At 59.5% G+C, this 17,707-nt stretch carries 14 protein-coding genes; 10 read left to right on the top strand and 4 right to left on the bottom strand.

Annotation, left to right across the window (positions count from 1 at the left end):
* Positions 1-15 precede the first annotated feature (15 nt).
* Together LCH65_RS24465 and LCH65_RS24460 are read right to left on the bottom strand one after the other, a co-directional pair.
* The gene (locus tag LCH65_RS24465) at positions 16-1,155 is read right to left on the bottom strand and encodes a glycerate kinase (protein ID WP_058396318.1); all 1,140 of its coding nucleotides are present in this window, start codon (positions 1,153-1,155) and stop codon (positions 16-18) included.
* Between the two features lie 112 nt (positions 1,156-1,267).
* Complete coding sequence (locus LCH65_RS24460; protein WP_058396319.1) at positions 1,268-2,359, bottom strand: sugar diacid recognition domain-containing protein; 1,092 nt, start codon at positions 2,357-2,359, stop codon at positions 1,268-1,270.
* A 230-nt stretch (positions 2,360-2,589) separates the two neighbouring features.
* On the opposite strand from LCH65_RS24460, the gene LCH65_RS24455 reads away from it, so the two are divergent.
* A complete protein-coding gene (locus tag LCH65_RS24455; RefSeq protein WP_054081111.1) occupies positions 2,590-3,681 on the top strand; it encodes an alpha/beta fold hydrolase in 1,092 nt (363 codons plus the stop codon).
* Between the two features lie 210 nt (positions 3,682-3,891).
* Here the strand turns inward: LCH65_RS24455 and LCH65_RS24450 are convergent, their stop codons facing one another.
* Entirely contained in the window at positions 3,892-4,605 is a 714-nt protein-coding gene (locus LCH65_RS24450) for a FadR/GntR family transcriptional regulator (RefSeq protein ID WP_003350184.1), read from the bottom strand.
* Positions 4,606-5,067: 462 nt separating this feature from the next.
* On the opposite strand from LCH65_RS24450, the gene LCH65_RS24445 reads away from it, so the two are divergent.
* The 5 genes from LCH65_RS24445 (at position 5,068) to LCH65_RS24425 (ending at position 11,281) form a co-directional block, all read left to right on the top strand.
* Entirely contained in the window at positions 5,068-6,393 is a 1,326-nt protein-coding gene (locus LCH65_RS24445; protein ID WP_044308790.1) for an MFS transporter, read from the top strand.
* Between the two features lie 64 nt (positions 6,394-6,457).
* Positions 6,458-7,810, top strand: coding sequence for a glucarate dehydratase (gudD, locus tag LCH65_RS24440; protein WP_003435928.1), 1,353 nt, complete (start codon positions 6,458-6,460; stop codon positions 7,808-7,810).
* Between the two features lie 152 nt (positions 7,811-7,962).
* Positions 7,963-8,616 carry a DUF1345 domain-containing protein gene (locus LCH65_RS24435; RefSeq protein ID WP_003396441.1) on the top strand — a complete coding sequence of 218 codons (654 nt, stop codon included), beginning with the start codon at positions 7,963-7,965 and terminating at the stop codon, positions 8,614-8,616.
* Positions 8,617-8,658: 42 nt separating this feature from the next.
* Positions 8,659-9,615, top strand: a complete 957-nt coding sequence (locus tag LCH65_RS24430; RefSeq protein WP_003371904.1) for a D-2-hydroxyacid dehydrogenase family protein — start codon at positions 8,659-8,661, stop codon at positions 9,613-9,615.
* Between the two features lie 418 nt (positions 9,616-10,033).
* On the top strand, positions 10,034-11,281 hold the full coding sequence (locus LCH65_RS24425; RefSeq protein WP_096137066.1) for a cellulase family glycosylhydrolase: 1,248 nt from the start codon (positions 10,034-10,036) through the stop codon (positions 11,279-11,281).
* Positions 11,282-11,391: 110 nt separating this feature from the next.
* Here the strand turns inward: LCH65_RS24425 and LCH65_RS24420 are convergent, their stop codons facing one another.
* Positions 11,392-13,518 (bottom strand): TonB-dependent receptor, encoded by a 2,127-nt coding sequence (locus LCH65_RS24420; RefSeq protein WP_003435933.1) that lies wholly within the window; start codon positions 13,516-13,518, stop codon positions 11,392-11,394.
* 191 nt (positions 13,519-13,709) lie between these two features.
* Here LCH65_RS24420 and pncA point away from each other — a divergent pair, with 191 nt between their 5' ends.
* The 4 genes from pncA (at position 13,710) to LCH65_RS24400 (ending at position 17,576) form a co-directional block, all read left to right on the top strand.
* The gene (pncA, locus tag LCH65_RS24415; RefSeq protein WP_054081070.1) at positions 13,710-14,354 is read left to right on the top strand and encodes a bifunctional nicotinamidase/pyrazinamidase; all 645 of its coding nucleotides are present in this window, start codon (positions 13,710-13,712) and stop codon (positions 14,352-14,354) included.
* A 141-nt stretch (positions 14,355-14,495) separates the two neighbouring features.
* On the top strand, positions 14,496-15,431 hold the full coding sequence (locus tag LCH65_RS24410) for a formate/nitrite transporter family protein (protein ID WP_044308795.1): 936 nt from the start codon (positions 14,496-14,498) through the stop codon (positions 15,429-15,431).
* Positions 15,432-15,517: 86 nt separating this feature from the next.
* The gene (locus tag LCH65_RS24405; protein ID WP_003371891.1) at positions 15,518-16,201 is read left to right on the top strand and encodes a response regulator transcription factor; all 684 of its coding nucleotides are present in this window, start codon (positions 15,518-15,520) and stop codon (positions 16,199-16,201) included.
* A complete protein-coding gene (locus LCH65_RS24400) occupies positions 16,179-17,576 on the top strand; it encodes a HAMP domain-containing sensor histidine kinase (RefSeq protein WP_226439873.1) in 1,398 nt (465 codons plus the stop codon). Before LCH65_RS24405 ends, LCH65_RS24400 begins: the two co-directional genes overlap by 23 nt.
* Positions 17,577-17,707 lie beyond the last annotated feature (131 nt).

Raw genomic sequence — 17,707 nt, 5'->3', positions numbered from 1 at the left:
ATCACAGCGCGATCATCAACGGCCCGAAGCCATCTGCCAGAGACGCGCCACGTCACGCGCACGCTCGTGCAACAGGCGGCGGGTATCACGGCAGGCCTGCTCAAGGCTCATCGGTCCGCTGACCAGAGCAAAGGCGGCGCCGATGCCTTGCGCATACAGCTGTTGGTATCCTTCGCCCAGGGTTCCCGCCAGCACAATCACCGGCACTTGCCGACGCCGGGCGACTCGCGCAACGCCAAGCGGCGTCTTGCCGCGCAGGGTTTGCGCGTCGAAACGGCCTTCGCCGGTGATGACCAGATCGGCACCGATCAACGCGTGTTCCAGCCCGGTCAGGTCGGCCACCACTTCCACGCCGGCACGAAACGAGGCCTTCAGGTAGGCCTTGGCGGCAAAGCCCATGCCTCCGGCCGCACCGCTGCCAGGACTGTCGCGCAAGTCCTGGCCGAGAACCTGAGCCGTATGGTCGGCAAAACAGCCGAGCGCAGCGTCCAGCGCCATGACCTGCTCAGGCGATGCGCCTTTTTGCGGGCCGAAGATAGAAGAGGCGCCATTCGGCCCGCAGAGTGGATTATCGACGTCGGCGGCGATCTCGACGCACACGTCAGACAAGCGTGGATCGAAGCCGCTCAGATCGATACGCGCCAGGTCGGCAAGCGCAAGTCCACCCGGCGCCAGAGTCTGATCGTCGGCATCCAGAAAGCGCGCGCCCAAGGCTGAAAGCATGCCACTGCCGCCGTCATTGGTTGCGCTGCCGCCGATGGCCAGGATCACCCGACGGGCTCCTGCATCCAGCGCCGCCGAGATCAGCTGACCGGTGCCTTCCGTGCTGGTCACACAGGCGTCGCGTTGTGCCAGGGTCAGCAGTTGCAAGCCACTGGCCATGGCCATTTCGATGATTGCGGTCCTGCTCTCCGCCAGCCAGCCCCACTGAGCATTGACCGGGGCGCCAAGCGGACCGCTGACGCTGGCACTCATCAGTTCACCATTGCAGGCAGCCAGCAGCGCCTCGATGGTGCCCTCCCCGCCATCTGCCATCGGGCATTTGATCAGTTCGGCGTGCGGCCAGACCTCGGCCAGACCACTGGCGATCGCGTCGGCAACTGCCTGGGCGCTGAGGCTGTCCTTGAACGAGTCGGGGGCGATGACGATTTTCATTGTTGTTCTCCAGATCCGGTATCTCGCATGCTCTCACTCAAAACCGTGTTCTCCGCCTGCCGTTCGCACAATGATCTGCGGTCGTCATCGGGCGTTTGAACAAAACCCGGCTTCAGGTGTGACCGGTGATCATCTGCGCCCCCAGGTACAGGCGCAGCAGGTCATCGGTTTTGTAAGGATCGCAACCCGTCAGCTCGCCAATCTTCTCCAGCCGGTAGCGCAGGCTGTTGCGATGGATACCCAGCGCTTCAGCGCACGCCTGGCTTTCGCCGCTGTACTCGAACCATTTGCATAAGGTGTCGAGCAGTTGTGCATGCGTGTGCAGACGCTCCATCGGCTCGGCGACGTTCTCGGCCAGCCAGTCATGACGATAACGCCAGAACAGCACCGGCAGCCGATAGGCGTCAAGACGCAGCAGGCGTTGTGCCGGCCTTGCCTGGCTGGCGTAGTCGAGCAGATCCCGCGCTGCCGCGCAGGCCTGGCGCAGGGTGGGCAGATCCTTCGATTGCGCCACAGTGGCCATACGCAGCACTGGCCAGTGGTGTTCATCGAACTGCTTGAGCAGCAGCGCATCGTCACGCTCCTTGCCCGTGGCGCGGCACCAGTACAGCAAGGTGGGCTCACGCAGCACGCACCAGCTGTCGGCGTAGCGCGTGCCGAGCCATTTGGCAACCTGGCTGGCAGCCAGCCCCTGCTCGGCAAACTGGAGCAGTACCACCTGACGCGCCATGTGCGGCTGCAAACCCAGCTGTCGCGCTTCATCCACCAGGCTGTCGGGACAATCCGGCAACAGCAGGCGAGCCAGCAGGTCTTCGCTGCGCTGCGCCCGCCATTGAAGGTCAGCCTGCTGGCGGCGCTGTTCCATGAGCATCTCGGCAGTCATCTTGACAAGTTCGCCATACACCCGCACTTCGTCCGGCTCGCCGGTGATGCCGAGCACGCCCACCAGTTGATGATCGAGCATCAGCGGCAGGTTGACACCCGGCTTGACACCCCCGAGCTGTGACGCTGCCAGAGAATCGATTTCCACCACCTGCCGGTTGGCCAGCACTCGCTGCGCGCCTTCATGACGGGTACACAATCGCTCGGCATCACCGCTGCCGATGATAATGCCCAGGTAATCCATGACATTGACGTTGTACGGCAGGATGGCCATGGCCCGGTCGACGATGTCCTGGGCCAGCGCTCGATCAAGGGCGAACATGAACGACTCCAGGCGCGTGGCGAGGCTTGCAATGCTTGGGCATATGGATACATTTTGTTGAAGTTATAGAACGCCCGAGTGTGCCTGAAAGTAGTCACGGGCGCGACGTACATGGCAGAGTGCCCGCGTCGACCTTTTGAACCCTCATATATGTGCGCACAGGCCCCCTTTTGATCAAATTCCGACTCGCCAGCCTGCTGTCGCTGTTGACCCTGCAAGCCTGCACGTCAATGGCGGAAAGCGATGAGCCGAAACAACGCTTTGAAGACTACCGTCAGCAGACCCTCGAGCTGATTCGCAACCAGCGCAACTTTCAGACCGCCGACCACCAGGCCGAGCTGGACTGGAACGCGCCACGCCAGTGGACCCCGAGCGGGACACCCAAGGGCGGCGTGCTGCTGGTGCATGGCCTGGGGGATTCGGCGTGGTCGTTTCATGACGTTGCACAGATGCTTGCCGCTCAGGGTTATCTGGTCCGAACCGTTTTATTGCCGGGGCACGGCACCAAGCCCGAAGACATGCTCGACGTGCGCCTCGAACAGTGGCAGCGCGTGGTGCGCGAACAGGCGCAACTGCTCGCTCGTGAAGTGCCGAAGGTCTATCTGGGAGGCTTTTCGACCGGTGCCAATCTGGTCCTTGATTACGCCTATGGGCATGACGAAATCGCCGGGCTGCTCTTGTTCTCGCCGGCATTTCGCTCCAACAGCGGCTATGCCTGGCTGACCCCGTGGATCGGCTGGGCACGCCCCTGGCTCGCCGCGCCGAACCAAGGCCTGCGCCCAATGCAGACGCCGGTTCGCTACATGAACATGCCCACCAATGGTTTTGCCCAGTTCTATCGCAGCAGCGCGCTGGCCCAGGACCGCCTGCATCAGCGCCGCTATGACAAGCCGGTATTCATCGCCATCGCCGAGCACGATTCAGTACTCGACACTGATTACGTGCTGGATAATTTCAGCCAGCGCTTCAGCAATCCCGCCAGTCGCCTGATCTGGTACGGCGACCTGCCCGCCCGCGCTGCCAATACGCCGCGCGTCGAGGTGCGCAAGGACTACCTGCCGGAATACCGCATCAGCCGCTTTTCACACATGGGCCTGCTTTTTTCAGCGGACAATCCGCTTTACGGCGTATCCGGCAGCCAGCGTATCTGCTGGAACGGCCAGAGCACGCCGGACACCGCGAAGTGCATGGCAGGCGAGCCGGTATGGTATTCGGACTGGGGTTACACCGAACCGGGCAAGATCCATGCGCGCCTGACGTTCAACCCGTATTTCGAGTGGCAGACCCAAGTGATGCTCGGCGTGCTGAACGCAACACCGTAGTACGCAACTGCCTCCCTTGTATCGTCGATACCGGGGGCGCCAGGCTTGTATAGGAGCGAACCGGGCGACGCTTCGCTTGTTCGCGAAGGCGGTGTTTTGAACGCCGAATCTTCTGCGACTGTACGGGCCCTTTAGCGAACACGTTCGCTCCTGCATTTTTGCCGTACGCTCGAGCATGGAGAGCTCTTGTGGGAGCAAACACGTTCGCGCCTACTCCAGCGGGACCAGCCGCTCACGGCTGTTGCTCAGGTGTGTCCACATCGCCGCACGTGCTGCATCCGGGTCCTTGCGGCGAATGGCGCTGAGCAGTGCTTCGTGTTCGAGGTTGGCCAGATAGCCCTGATGCGCGAGGTTGTTGCCTGCGCGCTCGCTCGATGCGATGCGGCTGCGCGGAATGATCGCGCTGCCCAGGTGTTGCATGATCTCCAGAAAATACGGATTGCCAGTGGCTTCGGCGATCAGCATGTGAAAGCGTTTGTCAGCCTCGACGCAGCTGTCGTCGTTGGCCAGCAGGTCCTGATAGTCGTCCAGCGCCTGACGCATGGCCGCCAGTTGCTCATCGGTGCGGCGTACAGCCGCCAGCGCCACGGCCTGGGTTTCCAGGCCGATACGCAGTTCGATGATATCGCGCACTCTGGATACCGTTTCGACTTTGAGGCGCAGTCCCGTCTGGTCACTGCGCTCGAGCACGAACGTGCCGATGCCGTGATGGGTCACCACCAACCCGGACGCCTGCAATTTGGAAATCGCTTCACGCACCACCGTGCGGCTGACGCCGTGCTCACGGACGATCTGGTTCTCGGACGGCAGCTTCTGACCCGGTGCGATCTTGCCGAGCAGGATGCGCTGGCTCAGTTCGGTGACCAGATCAGTGGCCAGGCTGTGCTGACGGCGTTTGGGCGCAGTACCGGCGGGCTCTTGCATGGTGAGTGAATCCTGACTTGTCTGGTTAAGCTGCCGTATCACGGCCGTGGCAGCGCAAATGCCGGGCTGAGGGCGTTTGAAAGCCGGATTTAATCGCCCTGCACAGTTGTCTTACTTGTATTACAAGTCATTCCCGACTGTCAAAGTTCCTGTGTCCCATCCAAACCGCCTACCATCAGCCACTAAGTTCAAGGTCCCGAACAGGCATCAACGGATACGCACGATCTAAAACCCCAGTATTTACTGGTCATAAACTTTAAATTAACACCATCATACAGCCCCCGCACACCTGCACATCGGCAGCCGATCAGAGTTTAATAATCTTGCAGATCGTCACCGCAAGGGGATTGCACAACCACCATTTACTTGTATGATGACCGACAATGCGAAGGACACACTTCGCACATACCCGCATAAAAACAACGAGTGGGAGATTCAACTGTGAGCACATCCAATTCCAGGATGGCCGACGGCACAGGTTCGGCTCTTAATTCAGCCGTATCGAAGGTCAAACGTCACGTCCTGCCGCTTTTCGTCATCATGTTCATCGTCAACTACATCGACCGGGTCAACATCGGCTTCGTGCGTTCGCACATGGAGCATGACCTGGGCATCGGCGCAGCAGCCTACGGCCTGGGTGCCGGACTGTTCTTCATCGGCTACGCCCTCTTCGAAGTCCCTTCCAACATCCTGCTGCAGAAAGTCGGGGCGCGTATCTGGCTGACGCGAATCATGCTCACCTGGGGCATCGTCGCCGCCTGCATGGCCTTCATCCAGAACGAAACCCACTTCTACATCCTGCGCTTTCTGCTCGGTGTGGCCGAGGCCGGCTTCTTTCCAGGCGTGATCTACTACTTCACCCGCTGGCTGCCTGGCGTCGAGCGTGGCAAGGCGATTGCCATCTTCCTCAGCGGCTCGGCCATTGCCTCGCTGATCTCGGGCCCGTTGTCCGGCCTGCTGCTGCAAATCACCGGTTTCGGCCTTAAAGGCTGGCAGTGGATGTATTTCATCGAAGGCATGTTCTCGGTCGGTCTGTGCTTCTTCGTCTGGTTCTGGCTGGACTCCAAACCGCACGATGCCAAGTGGCTGACCCGCGAAGAACAGGATGCGCTGGTCAACGCCATCGATGCCGAACAAGCTGCCCGCGAAGCCGCGACGCCGGTCAAGGCCTCCATCGGCAAGCTGCTCAAGGACGGTCAGATCATTCTGTTCTGCCTGATCTACTTCTTCATCCAGCTGACGATTTACGCAGCGACGTTCTGGCTGCCGAGCATCATCCGCAAAATGGGCAGCCTGACTGACTTCGAAGTCGGCATGTTCAACTCCATTCCGTGGCTGCTGTCGATCATCGGCATGTACGTGTTCGCCACGCTGTCCGCCAAATGGAAACGCCAGCAGGCCTGGGTAGCCATTGCCCTGCTGATTGCCGCTGCCGGGATGTTCATGTCGACTACCGGCAGCCCGATCTTCGCTTTCGTTGCCATCTGCTTTGCAGCGCTGGGTTTCAAGTCGGCTTCTTCGCTGTTCTGGCCGATCCCACAGGCCTATCTGGACGCACGGATCGCCGCAGCGGTCATCGCGCTGATCAATTCGGTGGGCAACCTCGGCGGCTTCGTAGCACCGACCACCTTCGGCCTGCTGGAAGAACACACCGGCTCGATCCAGGGTGGGCTGTATGGCCTGACAGCCACGTCGATCATTGCCGCGATCATTGTTTTCGCCGCGCGCAACACCCCCAAGCCTGGCGCGACACCGGTCGCCGCCATTCAGACGCCGGCGACCCACTGACACACATGCGCAGCCACTTTTTCATCGGTCATATTTTCAAGGCCTTACGTTTAAAGGACCCGTCATGAATATTCAGCAATCCAATATCACCAGCAAGACCCCCGTCATTACCGAGATGCAGGTCGTGCCCGTGGCGGGCCATGACGACATGCTGCTCAATCTGAGTGGCGCACATGGCCCCTACTTCACTCGCAACGTGGTCATTCTCAAGGACAATGCCGGGCATGTCGGCGTGGGCGAAGTACCTGGCGGCGAGCTGATTCGCCAGACGCTGGAGGACGCGCGATCGCTGGTCGTCGGCAGCAGCATCGGCACCTACCAGAAGATCCTCAACGAGGCACGCAAGGCGTTTGCCGATCGGGACGCCGGTGGCCGCGGCTTGCAGACATTCGACCTGCGCATTGCCATTCATGCGGTCACCGCACTGGAAGCGGCGCTCCTCGACCTGCTCGGCCAGCATCTGGAAGTACCGGTTGCCGCATTGCTGGGCGAAGGTCAGCAACGCGATCAGGTCGAAATGCTCGGTTACCTGTTTTATGTCGGCGACCAGCGCAAAACCGATCTGGCCTACCGCAGCGAACCCGAGGCCGATAATGACTGGTTCCGTATCCGCCATGAAGAAGCACTGACACCGGAGGCCGTAGTACGCCTGGCCGAGGCCGCGCATCAGCGTTACGGCTTTCAGGACTTCAAGCTCAAGGGCGGCGTGCTGAGCGGTGACCGGGAAATCGAAGCGGTGACCGCACTCGCCGAACGCTTCCCCGAGGCGCGCATTACGCTGGACCCGAACGGTGCCTGGTCGCTCAAGGAAGCGATCCGCCTGTGCCGCGATCAGCATCATGTGCTGGCCTACGCCGAAGACCCGTGTGGCGCGGAAAACGGTTATTCCGGGCGTGAAGTGATGGCCGAGTTCCGCCGTGCTACCGGCCTCAAGACAGCTACCAACATGATCGCTACCGACTGGCGGGAAATGGGCCACGCCATTCAGTTGCAGTCAGTGGATATCCCACTGGCCGACCCGCACTTCTGGACCATGCAGGGCTCGGTACGCGTGGCGCAGATGTGCAACGAGTGGGGCCTGACCTGGGGCTCGCACTCCAACAACCATTTCGATATTTCCCTGGCGATGTTCACCCACGTCGCCGCTGCAGCACCGGGCACTATCACCGCAATCGATACGCACTGGATCTGGCAGGACGGCCAGCGTCTGACCAAGGCGCCACTGCAAATCGTCGGTGGCAAGGTCGAGGTCCCGAAGAAACCGGGGCTTGGTGTCGAGCTGGACATGGACCAGTTGGCCAAGGCTCACGAACTCTATAAAGGCATGGGCCTGGGCGCGCGTAACGACGCCGTGGCCATGCAGTTTCTGATCCCGGACTGGAAATTCAATAACAAGCAGCCTTGCCTGGTGCGTTGAATCGGTCTGACACTCGCAGTTGACTCGCCGCCTGTTCACTCTCTGGCTGGCACACGGCGCGCAACCCCCTTGCGCGCCGTTTTTTTTAATCGAATTTGGCTTGCCGAAGCGGCATGCTACTGTCTGGTAATGTCCAGTAACGATTAGACCGCATGCGCCATCTCGCCCGCACCCGCCCTCGCCTCACCCTTGCCGCTCTGGTCGGCCTGACCGCAGGCATCGCCTGGTCCTGGCTCATACCTCACTCGACACTGACCCAGAGCCTGCTGACTGGCTGGGACACGGGGGTATGGCTTTATCTGATCATGATTTTCATCCGCACGCTGCGCAGCGACGCTGACGATGTTCGGCGAGTTGCGATGAGGGAAGACGAAAACGCGGGCGTCATTCTGGTTACAGTCTGCGTCGCGGCGCTGGCCAGCCTGGCCGCAATCATTTTTGAAATCGCCAACAGCAAAGGCCTTTCCAACGACGCCAAGATGCTTCACCACGCCTTCACCGGCCTGACGGTCATCGGCTCCTGGCTGATGATCGGCGTGATCTTCAGCCTGCATTACGCACGCATGTTCTACACCTGGAAAGGCAAAGAACCCGCACTGGCATTTGTGGGCGGTGAAAAGAACCCCGATTACTGGGACTTCCTGTACTTTTCGTTCACCCTCAGCGTCGCGGTGCAAACCTCCGACGTTGGCGTAGCGACGCGCGAAATGCGCAAGGTCGTGCTCGGCCAGTCGTTGATCTGTTTTGTGTTCAACACCGCGATTCTGGGTTTTTCGATCAACATCGCCGCCAGCCTGTTCAACTAGCGTTTGCCTTGAAAAACAATCCCATCAAGAGGCCTTCAGACAATGACCCTATTGAAAATAGCGGTACTCGATGACTGGCAAAACGTCGCCAGCGATGTCGTGGACTGGTCCGTACTCGACTCAGTGGGCACAGTCAGCTTTCTGCATGACTACCCTGCCGATACATCGACCATGGCGCAGCGCCTGCAAGGCTTCGACATCATTTGCGTGATGCGCGAGCGAACCCTGTTCGATGCGACGTTGCTCAGCCAACTGCCGACGCTGAAACTGCTGGTCACCGGCGGAATGCGCAATGCGGCGATCGATACCGCTGCGGCGAAGCGTCAGGGCATTGTCGTGTGCGGAACCGAAAGCTATAAGCATGCGGCACCGGAGCTGACCTGGGCGCTGATCATGGGCATCACCCGCAACCTGGTAGCCGAGGCCAACTCGTTGCGTGCCGGCAATTGGCAGGTCGGACTGGGCAGCGACCTGCATGGCAAAACCCTGGGCATTCTCGGCCTGGGCAGTATCGGTAAGTGGATCGCCCGCTACGGACAGGCATTCGGCATGAAGGTCATTGCCTGGAGCCAGAACCTGACGCCAGAGGCGGCTGCCGAGTCAGGCGTCACCCATGTCAGCAAACAGCAACTGTTCGAGCAGGCCGATGTGCTGTCGGTGCACCTGGTGCTCAGCGATCGCAGCCGCGGTCTGGTCGACGCAGAGGCGCTGAGCTGGATGAAGCCCGAGGCTTATCTGATCAACTCGTCACGCGGCCCGATCATCGATCAGGCCGCGCTGATCGACACACTGCAACAGCGCAGAATCGCCGGTGCAGCGCTGGACGTCTTCGACATCGAACCACTGCCGGCCGACCACCCGTTCCGCACGCTGGACAACGTGCTGGCAACTCCGCACATCGGTTATGTCACCGAAAATAACTACCGGACCTTCTACGGGCAGATGATCGAAGACATTCAGGCGTGGCATGCGGGGTCGCCGATTCGGGTGTTTGGCTGACGAGTCCTGCAACATCAGGCTGTAACCTATGGATGCCAGGCTGCGTCTGGCGTTGGATTTCAGCCTCTGTAAAGAGTGGTCACGGGGCCCGCCGCAGGCCCCCGCTTGCATATCAGTAACGATTAGCGCGTCGGACAAAAAAGGTCAGCACAGGATTAATCCTCCGGTTTTTGCCAACATTGAAAATTATATCTAGGCGAACCTGCTCTTCCGATGGACAATGCCCGGAATATAATTGCACCCTGAGCCCGAGTATCAATAAACAACAGAAAAATAGAAACAGTCGCTCAATCGCTCCATCAAGTTTCCGACGTATTTATATGAATACTGTCATTCCATCCGTTATCGCTTGCCTTGAGATTTATTCTCCTGTTTCACCAGGCGCAATCACTTTTCGCACCGATCACTGAGACACCCGATGAATATCCGCTCAGCCAGGCTATATGACAGTCTCATGGCCGCTAACGAGAAACCTGTCATGGCCGACAGGACCGTACAGCCGGCGAGCGCTGGCGCGACTGACACAACTTCAAATGCGCAGGCGAAACTCGATACTTACACGCCCTCCGACAGGCACTCCGCTGAAGCAGCGGAAACCTCTCCGGTCTATACCAGAGCAATGTTCAAGCGAAATGCTCAAGCACTGGCGAGCGAAGCATCCCCGTCGGATACGGCGTTACTTACCAGTCAAAAAACGCGTGTCAATCAGGATGATACCAAGGCCGTGCTCAATGACGTCGCCACTGTCAAAGACAATACGGCCCCTGCCGAGCCAGATAACAAAGTCAAAGACAAAGACAAGATTTCCGCTTCAGAGCCGGTCAAAACTGCCGAGCCCGTCTTGCGCGGGGGAGCCAACGTCAATCCTGATGATATCGCCACACCTGCCGCAGCCACGAAGATGATTCAGGACCTGAAAGCGATTGGAGGCGGAACCTTGCGCTTTCAGATGACGCACGACCAGATTCAGGATAGCAGGCAGTTGGACAAGCTCAGGGCGTTGCTCAATGAAGGGGGCAAACAGGGTGTAAAAGTTCAGTTCACGTTCCGCGACGATGCAAACCAGGGTAGCGGAAACGTGCTGACGGGAGACAAATTGAAGCAGGCCTCGGCCGACATCAGTACCATTGTCAAAAGGTTTGGCAGTCGCACAGGCTTTGTGCTGGATACCTTCCATCAGGGCGGTAAAAGCGCAAGTCAGGAATGGGCTGACATGCAGACCACGTTAATTAAATCTGCGCGCGATGCCGGTTATAAAGGAAGTATTGTTGTCGAGGACAGCAATTGGGGGGGTGGCCTGACCGCAGGTCCGCAAAGCGGCCTGGTCAAGTTTGCGGTTCAATTAAAGGCTGCCAATGGCGACGACAACCCTGCACTGATTGGCAGTTTTCATGTGTATGCCAGGGAAAGCGAAGCCTCTTCGCGACTCGCCAACCAGATCAAGGCAATGAAAGAGGCTGGCTACAAATTCCAGATTGGCGAAGTGGGTAATGCCAACCTGACAGCAGCCAATACCTTCCAGCAAAAGGACGCCGCCACTAATGCCCTGCGGGATAATATGAGCGCTCTCAAAGCAGCCGGAGCGGACATTTTACCCGGCAAGGAACAGTTCCAGGGGGGCAAACTTCGCCACCGTGCCGGCTTTTCAACGGCCGATCAGTACTGATGATGCACGGCTGCGTGTGCACAAGGGCCGATGCCCATGACACACGCTGCTGAACCTGCCCCTGAAAGGATCAGGCTTGCGCTATCAGAACCCGATATCGGCACATGGCATCACAACGTATAGGCAATCCCCACCTGCACCGTCCGTGGTGCCCCCGGATAGGCATAGACGTTGCCGAACGAGCCTTCCTCATAGTCGGTGTTAAACAGATTCTTCAGGTCCAGATTGAGTTTCACGTGCGGGTTGACCTTGTAATAGGCCAGCAGGTCAAACACCGTATAGCTGTCCATCGAGAAAGAAGTGTTGGCTGTACGCCCGGCGCGCTGGTCGACATAGCGACCGCCGCCGCCCAGGCCCAGGCCACGCAGGGCGCCTTCCTGAAACTCGTAGACGTTGAGCAGGCTGAAGGTTTGCTCGGGAATGTTCATCAGCCGTGTACCGGACCGTAGCGTGTTGTCCTTGGTGACTTCGGCGTCCACGTAGGCGTAACTGCCCATTACCCGCCACTCCGGCGTCAGGTTGCCGACTACGTTAAGGTCCAGGCCGCGACTGCGCACCTCGCCCGCCGCCACACTGAACGTTGAATCGACCGGGTCGGTGGTCAGCACGTTACGCTTTTCGATCTGGTAGACGGCCGTGTCGACACTCAACTGCCCGTCCAGCCCCTCCCACTTGGTTCCGATCTCATAGGATTTGCCCTCCTCCGGCTTGAACCCCCCACCCAGTCGGCTGGCACCGCTGTTGGGCTTGAACGAGCGAGCAGTCGTGGCGTAGACGGCAAGGTCGTCGGTCAGGTCGTAGCTCAGGCCGAGGCGCGGTGTGACCGCGTTATCGCTGGCAGTCCAACTGCTGGTGCCGGGCAGAAAAGAATCATAATCATGTTCGAAACGCTCCAGACGCACACCGCCCAGCAGCTTCAGGCGCTCGGTCAGGGCCACCTGGTCCTGCACGAAGGCAGCCCAGGTCTTGAGGTTTTCCTTGTCGTGGGTTGTCGTTCGGGTCAGTGCCGGACGAGCCTGGCCGTAGACCGGATTGAAGATGTCGATCGGGTAGGCACTGACTGCACCGCTGGAGCGTTGAATGATCGACTTGTAGTCATAATCTTCGTACTCGACACCGGTCAGCAGCGTGTGCTCGAAACCGCCCGCAGAAAAATGCCCGGTCAGGTTCAGTTGCACATCGCGATCGGTCCATTCCAGCTTGCGATAGTTGAAGTTGCGCCCCAGGGTGCGGCCGTCCGCCGCCAGCCCGTTGGCCTCGATGGCATCGCCTTGCAGGGAGCCGTCAAGGATCTGCACACCGCCGCCCAGCGTCCAGTCCGGGTTGAGGTCATGCTCGAAGCGCAGTTGTGCCATGTTGTTGTCGTTATGCAGCTTGCCCACACTCTTCTCGCCGAAGAACGTGTCGCGAGAAGCCGTGCCCGTCTGGTTGGCATAGCGAGTCAGACCACGATCCAGTGGCGCGTTATTGCGCATGAAGTCGCCTTCGAAGGTGATCCGCGTAACGTCGTTGACCTGCCAGCTCAATACCGGCGCCACGCCATAGCGCTCGGTCTCGACGTGGTCACGGAACGTATCGCCGCCCTCGCCCACGACATTCAGGCGGTAGGCAAAACGCCCTTCGTCATCCACGGGTCCCGAGGCATCCAGCGTTCCGCGCTTCATGCCCTGATCATTGAGCTGACCGCCCAGCGTGACGGAGGGCTCGGCCAACGGCTGCTTGGAAACCACATTGAAGGTGCCGCCCGGATCGCCACGGCCATAGAGCGTGGTGGCCGGACCGCGCAGCACCTCAAGGCGCTCGATGGTGTTGGCGTCCGGCATGTTCGGATAACCACGATTGATCGGGAAGCCGTTGCGATAGAACTCGCCGGTGGTGAAGCCGCGCACCGTAAAGGTGGTCAGCCCCTGGCCGCCGAAGTTGTTGGCTCGCCCGACGCCACCCGCGTAGTCGAGAGCATCCTGCAAACGTGTGGAACCGATGTCCTCGACGGCTTCACGGGTCACGACGCTGACCGATTGCGGGGTTTCGTGCAGCGAGGTATCGGTACGCGTTGCACTGGCAGACCGTGTGGCCCGATAACCATCGACCGGTCCTTGTGCCGTTTCGGCATTGGCGGCGCCCTGGATATCGATGTTCTGCAACTCCATGGCAGGCTGGACGCCAGCCACCTGATCGGCCCAGGCCGCTTGAGAGATCGCCTGGATAACGCAAAGTGAAACGAGAGTACGACGCATCGACGTGCAGCCCTTGGCAAGAAACCAGGCCTCTTGGGACCCGGCAGGATTTTTTGCGAATAGTACAGATTCGTATTAACGCCTGATACAAATTCCCAAAAAATACTCTTGCACAGGCCAGACATGACGCTTAGCCAATGTGGCGATAAACAGGCAAACTGCGCTCATTGCTCCTTACCAGAGAACCCACGATGCCCCTTTCCCACAAGCCTGCCGATCCTCGTTGCGCCTTGCTGGTGATCGACATGCAATACGACTTCATGCCCGGCGGGCAACTGGCTGTGGCTGACGGCGATGCGCTGCTGCCGCTGATCAATCGCCTGGGTGCGCGCTTTTCCCAAGTGGTCATCACGCAGGACTGGCACCCTGCCGGGCACATTTCCTTTGCTTCCAGCCATGCGCAGCGCCTGCCGTTCGAGAGCATTACCCTGCCCTACGGTCCTCAGACGCTGTGGCCGGATCATTGCGTACAAGGCAGCCACGGTGCTCAGTTGCATGCCGACCTCGATCTGCCTCACGCGCAACTGGTCCTGCGTAAGGGCTGCAATGAGCACATCGACAGTTACTCGGCATTTCTGGAGGCAGACCGCACGACCCGTACAGGGCTGGCCGGGTACCTGACAGAGCGCGGTATCGATACGCTGTTCGTGGTCGGTCTGGCGCTGGACTTCTGTGTCGCCTGGTCGGCGCAGGACGCACGGAGTGCCGGTTTCAATACTTTTGTGGTCGAAGATGCCTGTCGCGCCATCGACATGAACGGCTCGCTGGAGCAGGCCTGGAAGACCATGCTCGGCATGGGTATAGAACGCGTGCAGAGCGCCGATCTGCTGGGCTAGACCGACACATTCTGCCGACTGGCTCAAACATTTCTCGATACGCCCCGCCGCTGGCGAACGACAGCGCGCGGCGCCTGTCTGAACCATCGGCCCGACATTGCCCCGGTCGGGCCATTTCATCACTGGCGCTGAGGACGTTGTATGGATCACGAAGTAGATGGCAAGACCCCCGGCCTTTCCGCCGAGGAAGAGCGCGAGATCGATGAGAATCAGCCGCCCCGCGCGGCAGTGTTGCACGAAACCATTCGCATGCAGGGCGACCACGAACTGGAGCGCAGCGTAGCCGCGCTGTGGTGGTCGGCACTGGCTGCGGGGCTGACCATGGGCCTGTCGCTGATGGCGATGGGTTTGTTGAACTCGCGCCTCGAAGGCATCCCCGGTAGTCATGTGATCAGCAGCCTCGGCTATTCGGCAGGGTTTCTGGCGGTAATCCTGGCGCGCCAGCAACTGTTCACGGAAAACACCATCACGGCTGTACTGCCGGTCATGAGCAAGCTGAACCTGGCCAACATCTGGCGGCTGCTGCGCCTGTGGGGTGTGGTTCTGACCGGCAATCTGGTCGGCACGCTGACGGTGGCCTACGTCATGCTCAACCTGCCGATTTTCGATACCAGCACCGACAAGGCGTTTCTGGAAATTGGCCACAAGGTCATGGAAAACGACCTGGGCCAGATGTTTTCCAAGGGCATTGTGTCGGGCTGGATGATTGCGACCATGGTCTGGATGATCGCGTCGATGGAAAACGCCAAGATAGCGATCATTGTGCTTATCACTTACCTGATGGCGCTCGGCGACTTTACGCACATCGTGGTGGGTTCGGCCGAAGTATCCTATCTTGTATTCGCGGGTGAGCTGGGCTGGAAGGATTTCTGGTTTGCTTTCGCAGGCCCCACGCTGGCGGGCAACATTATCGGTGGCAGTTTTATTTTCGCGTTGATCAGCCATGCGCAGATCCGCAGTGAAAAAGACACCACCGAGAAAATGGAGCGCGATCGCAAAAACAAGGAAGAAAAACGTCGCCTGGAGAAAGCGCAGAAGCTCAAGGAAGAGGATTCCACGGCAAAGCGAGAAATATGATCCCTATCATTAAACTTTCTTTCAGGAAACGCGGCGGATTTTAAAGGCAGAATGACTCTTTGAACGCACCTATTCAGGCAGGGACCATGACCCGAATTCTGGCAATCGAAGACGATGCCATCACTGCAAAGGAAATCGTGACCGAACTCAGCAGCCACGGGCTGGAAGTGGACTGGGTCGACAATGGCCGTGATGGTCTGGCGCGTGCAGTGAGTGGCGATTATGACCTTATTACCCTGGACCGCATGTTGCCGGAGATGGATGGTCTGACCATCGTCACCCACTTGCGTGCCCAGGGCATTTCCACGCCGATCCTGATGATCAGCGCACTCTCTGACGTTGACGAGCGCGTCCGCGGCCTGCGTGCCGGAGGGGACGACTATCTGCCAAAACCCTTTGCGTCGGATGAGATGGCCGCACGCGTCGAGGTGTTGTTGCGACGCAGCAACCCGGTCAGTGCCGCCAAGACGGTCTTGCAGGTTGCCGACCTGGAACTGAACCTGATCACCCGGGAAGCATGTCGCGGCGGCGAACCGCTGACGCTGCTGCCCACCGAATTCAAGCTGCTTGAGTTCCTGATGCGCAACAGCGGACAGATCATCACGCGAATGATGATTTTTCAGGAAGTCTGGGGCTACCACTTCGATCCGGGCACCAACCTGATCGACGTACACATCGGCCGTCTGCGCAAGAAGATCGACCAACCCGGTACCGCACAGCTCATTCAGACCGTGCGAGGATCCGGCTATGTCATTGCCGAACCCGTCTGACGGCTGGCGATCATCCACAAGTCGATTACTGGCGCTGTACAGCTCGCTGTTCGTAGCCTGGAGTGTGATTCTGCTTGGCGTCCTGTATTGGGAGGTGACGTCCTATCTGGACACCCTCGCCCGCCAGTCGCTCACCCATCGCCAGCAACTGTTTTCACGCTTCGAGGGCCAGGGCCTGGTGGACGCTCTGGCCACCAGCATGACCTTCGATACCCGCTCGGTGGATGCCTATGGTCTGTTCGACGAAAACTTCCGCCCGGTTGCAGGGCCTATCACCAGCGTCCCGAAAAACCTGCCTATCGACGGCCAGATTCATGTACTGAACGATTGCATCGAATCGGATGATCCAGGCATGCCGCAAGGCAGTTGCGATGCGATCGTCAATCGCACGTCGGACGGCCGCTGGCTGGTGCTGGTTCGCGAGAACGGTTCGCTGTTTGCGGTGAGCACGCTGATCCTGCATGCCTTGCTGTGGGGCATCTCGCTGACCATCATTCCCGGTGTTGCCGGCTGGCATCTGTTGCGCCGTCGACCGTTGCGACGCATCCGTGCGATCCAGGCCAGCGCCGAATCGATCATCGCCGGCGACATGGCCGGCCGTCTGCCGGTCTCCAACAGGCGCGATGAACTGGACATGCTGGCGGTAATCGTCAACGCCATGCTCGACCGGATCGAAAAGCTCATGAACGAGGTCAAGGGCGTCTGCGACAACATCGCCCATGACCTGCGCACACCGCTGACCCGCTTGCGTGCGCAGCTTTACCGTATTCAACAGCAGTCGGTCCACGATTCGACCCACGCCACGCAGATTGCCCAGGTCATCAGCGAAGCTGACACACTGATGGCACGTTTCCGCGGGCTGCTGCGCATTTCCGAGCTGGAAGACCGTCAGCGGCGCTCGGCATTCGTTGAACTGGAACTGCGCCCGCTGCTGCAGGAGCTGCATGATTTTTACCTGCCGCTGGCTGAGGAAGACCAGATCACCCTGATACTCGACCTGCATGAAACGTTACCCACGCTGGTAGGCGACCGCGCCCTGCTGTTCGAAGCACTGACCAACCTGCTGGGCAACGCAATCAAGTTCACCCCTGGCGGCGGAATCGTCAAAGTCAGCGCCTACCCTGCCCCAGGCGGCACCACGCCGTGCATCGAAGTACAGGATTCCGGGCCTGGCATCCCTGTCGCCGAGCGCGCCGCTGTCTTCCAGCGCTTCTATCGCAGCGAAGCCGGCACCGAGCAAAGCGGTTTTGGCCTTGGTCTCTCGGTAGTGGCCGCCATCGTCAATCTGCATGGTTTTACCCTGCAAATAGGCACCAGCGAATATGGCGGCGCAAGCTTGCTGTTGGAATGCCGCACAGTGAATACGCTGGCCTGAGATTCACGCACTTCCCAAACCCTTGATTGCACGATCGTGCCTGCTTTTTGACGAGATTAAAGCGTCTGGCTCGAGGGTTTCAGCGATTTCGATATTAATCTGGCGCGTTATGCCAAGCGCAAAAATGTAAC

Source organism: Pseudomonas sp. MWU16-30316, from assembly GCF_020515645.1.
In the GTDB taxonomy this organism is placed as follows: Bacteria; Pseudomonadota; Gammaproteobacteria; order Pseudomonadales; family Pseudomonadaceae; genus Aquipseudomonas; species Aquipseudomonas cerasi.
The sequence above is the reverse complement of the archived record's forward strand: the minus strand, read 5'-3'. Positions and strand labels throughout refer to the sequence as shown.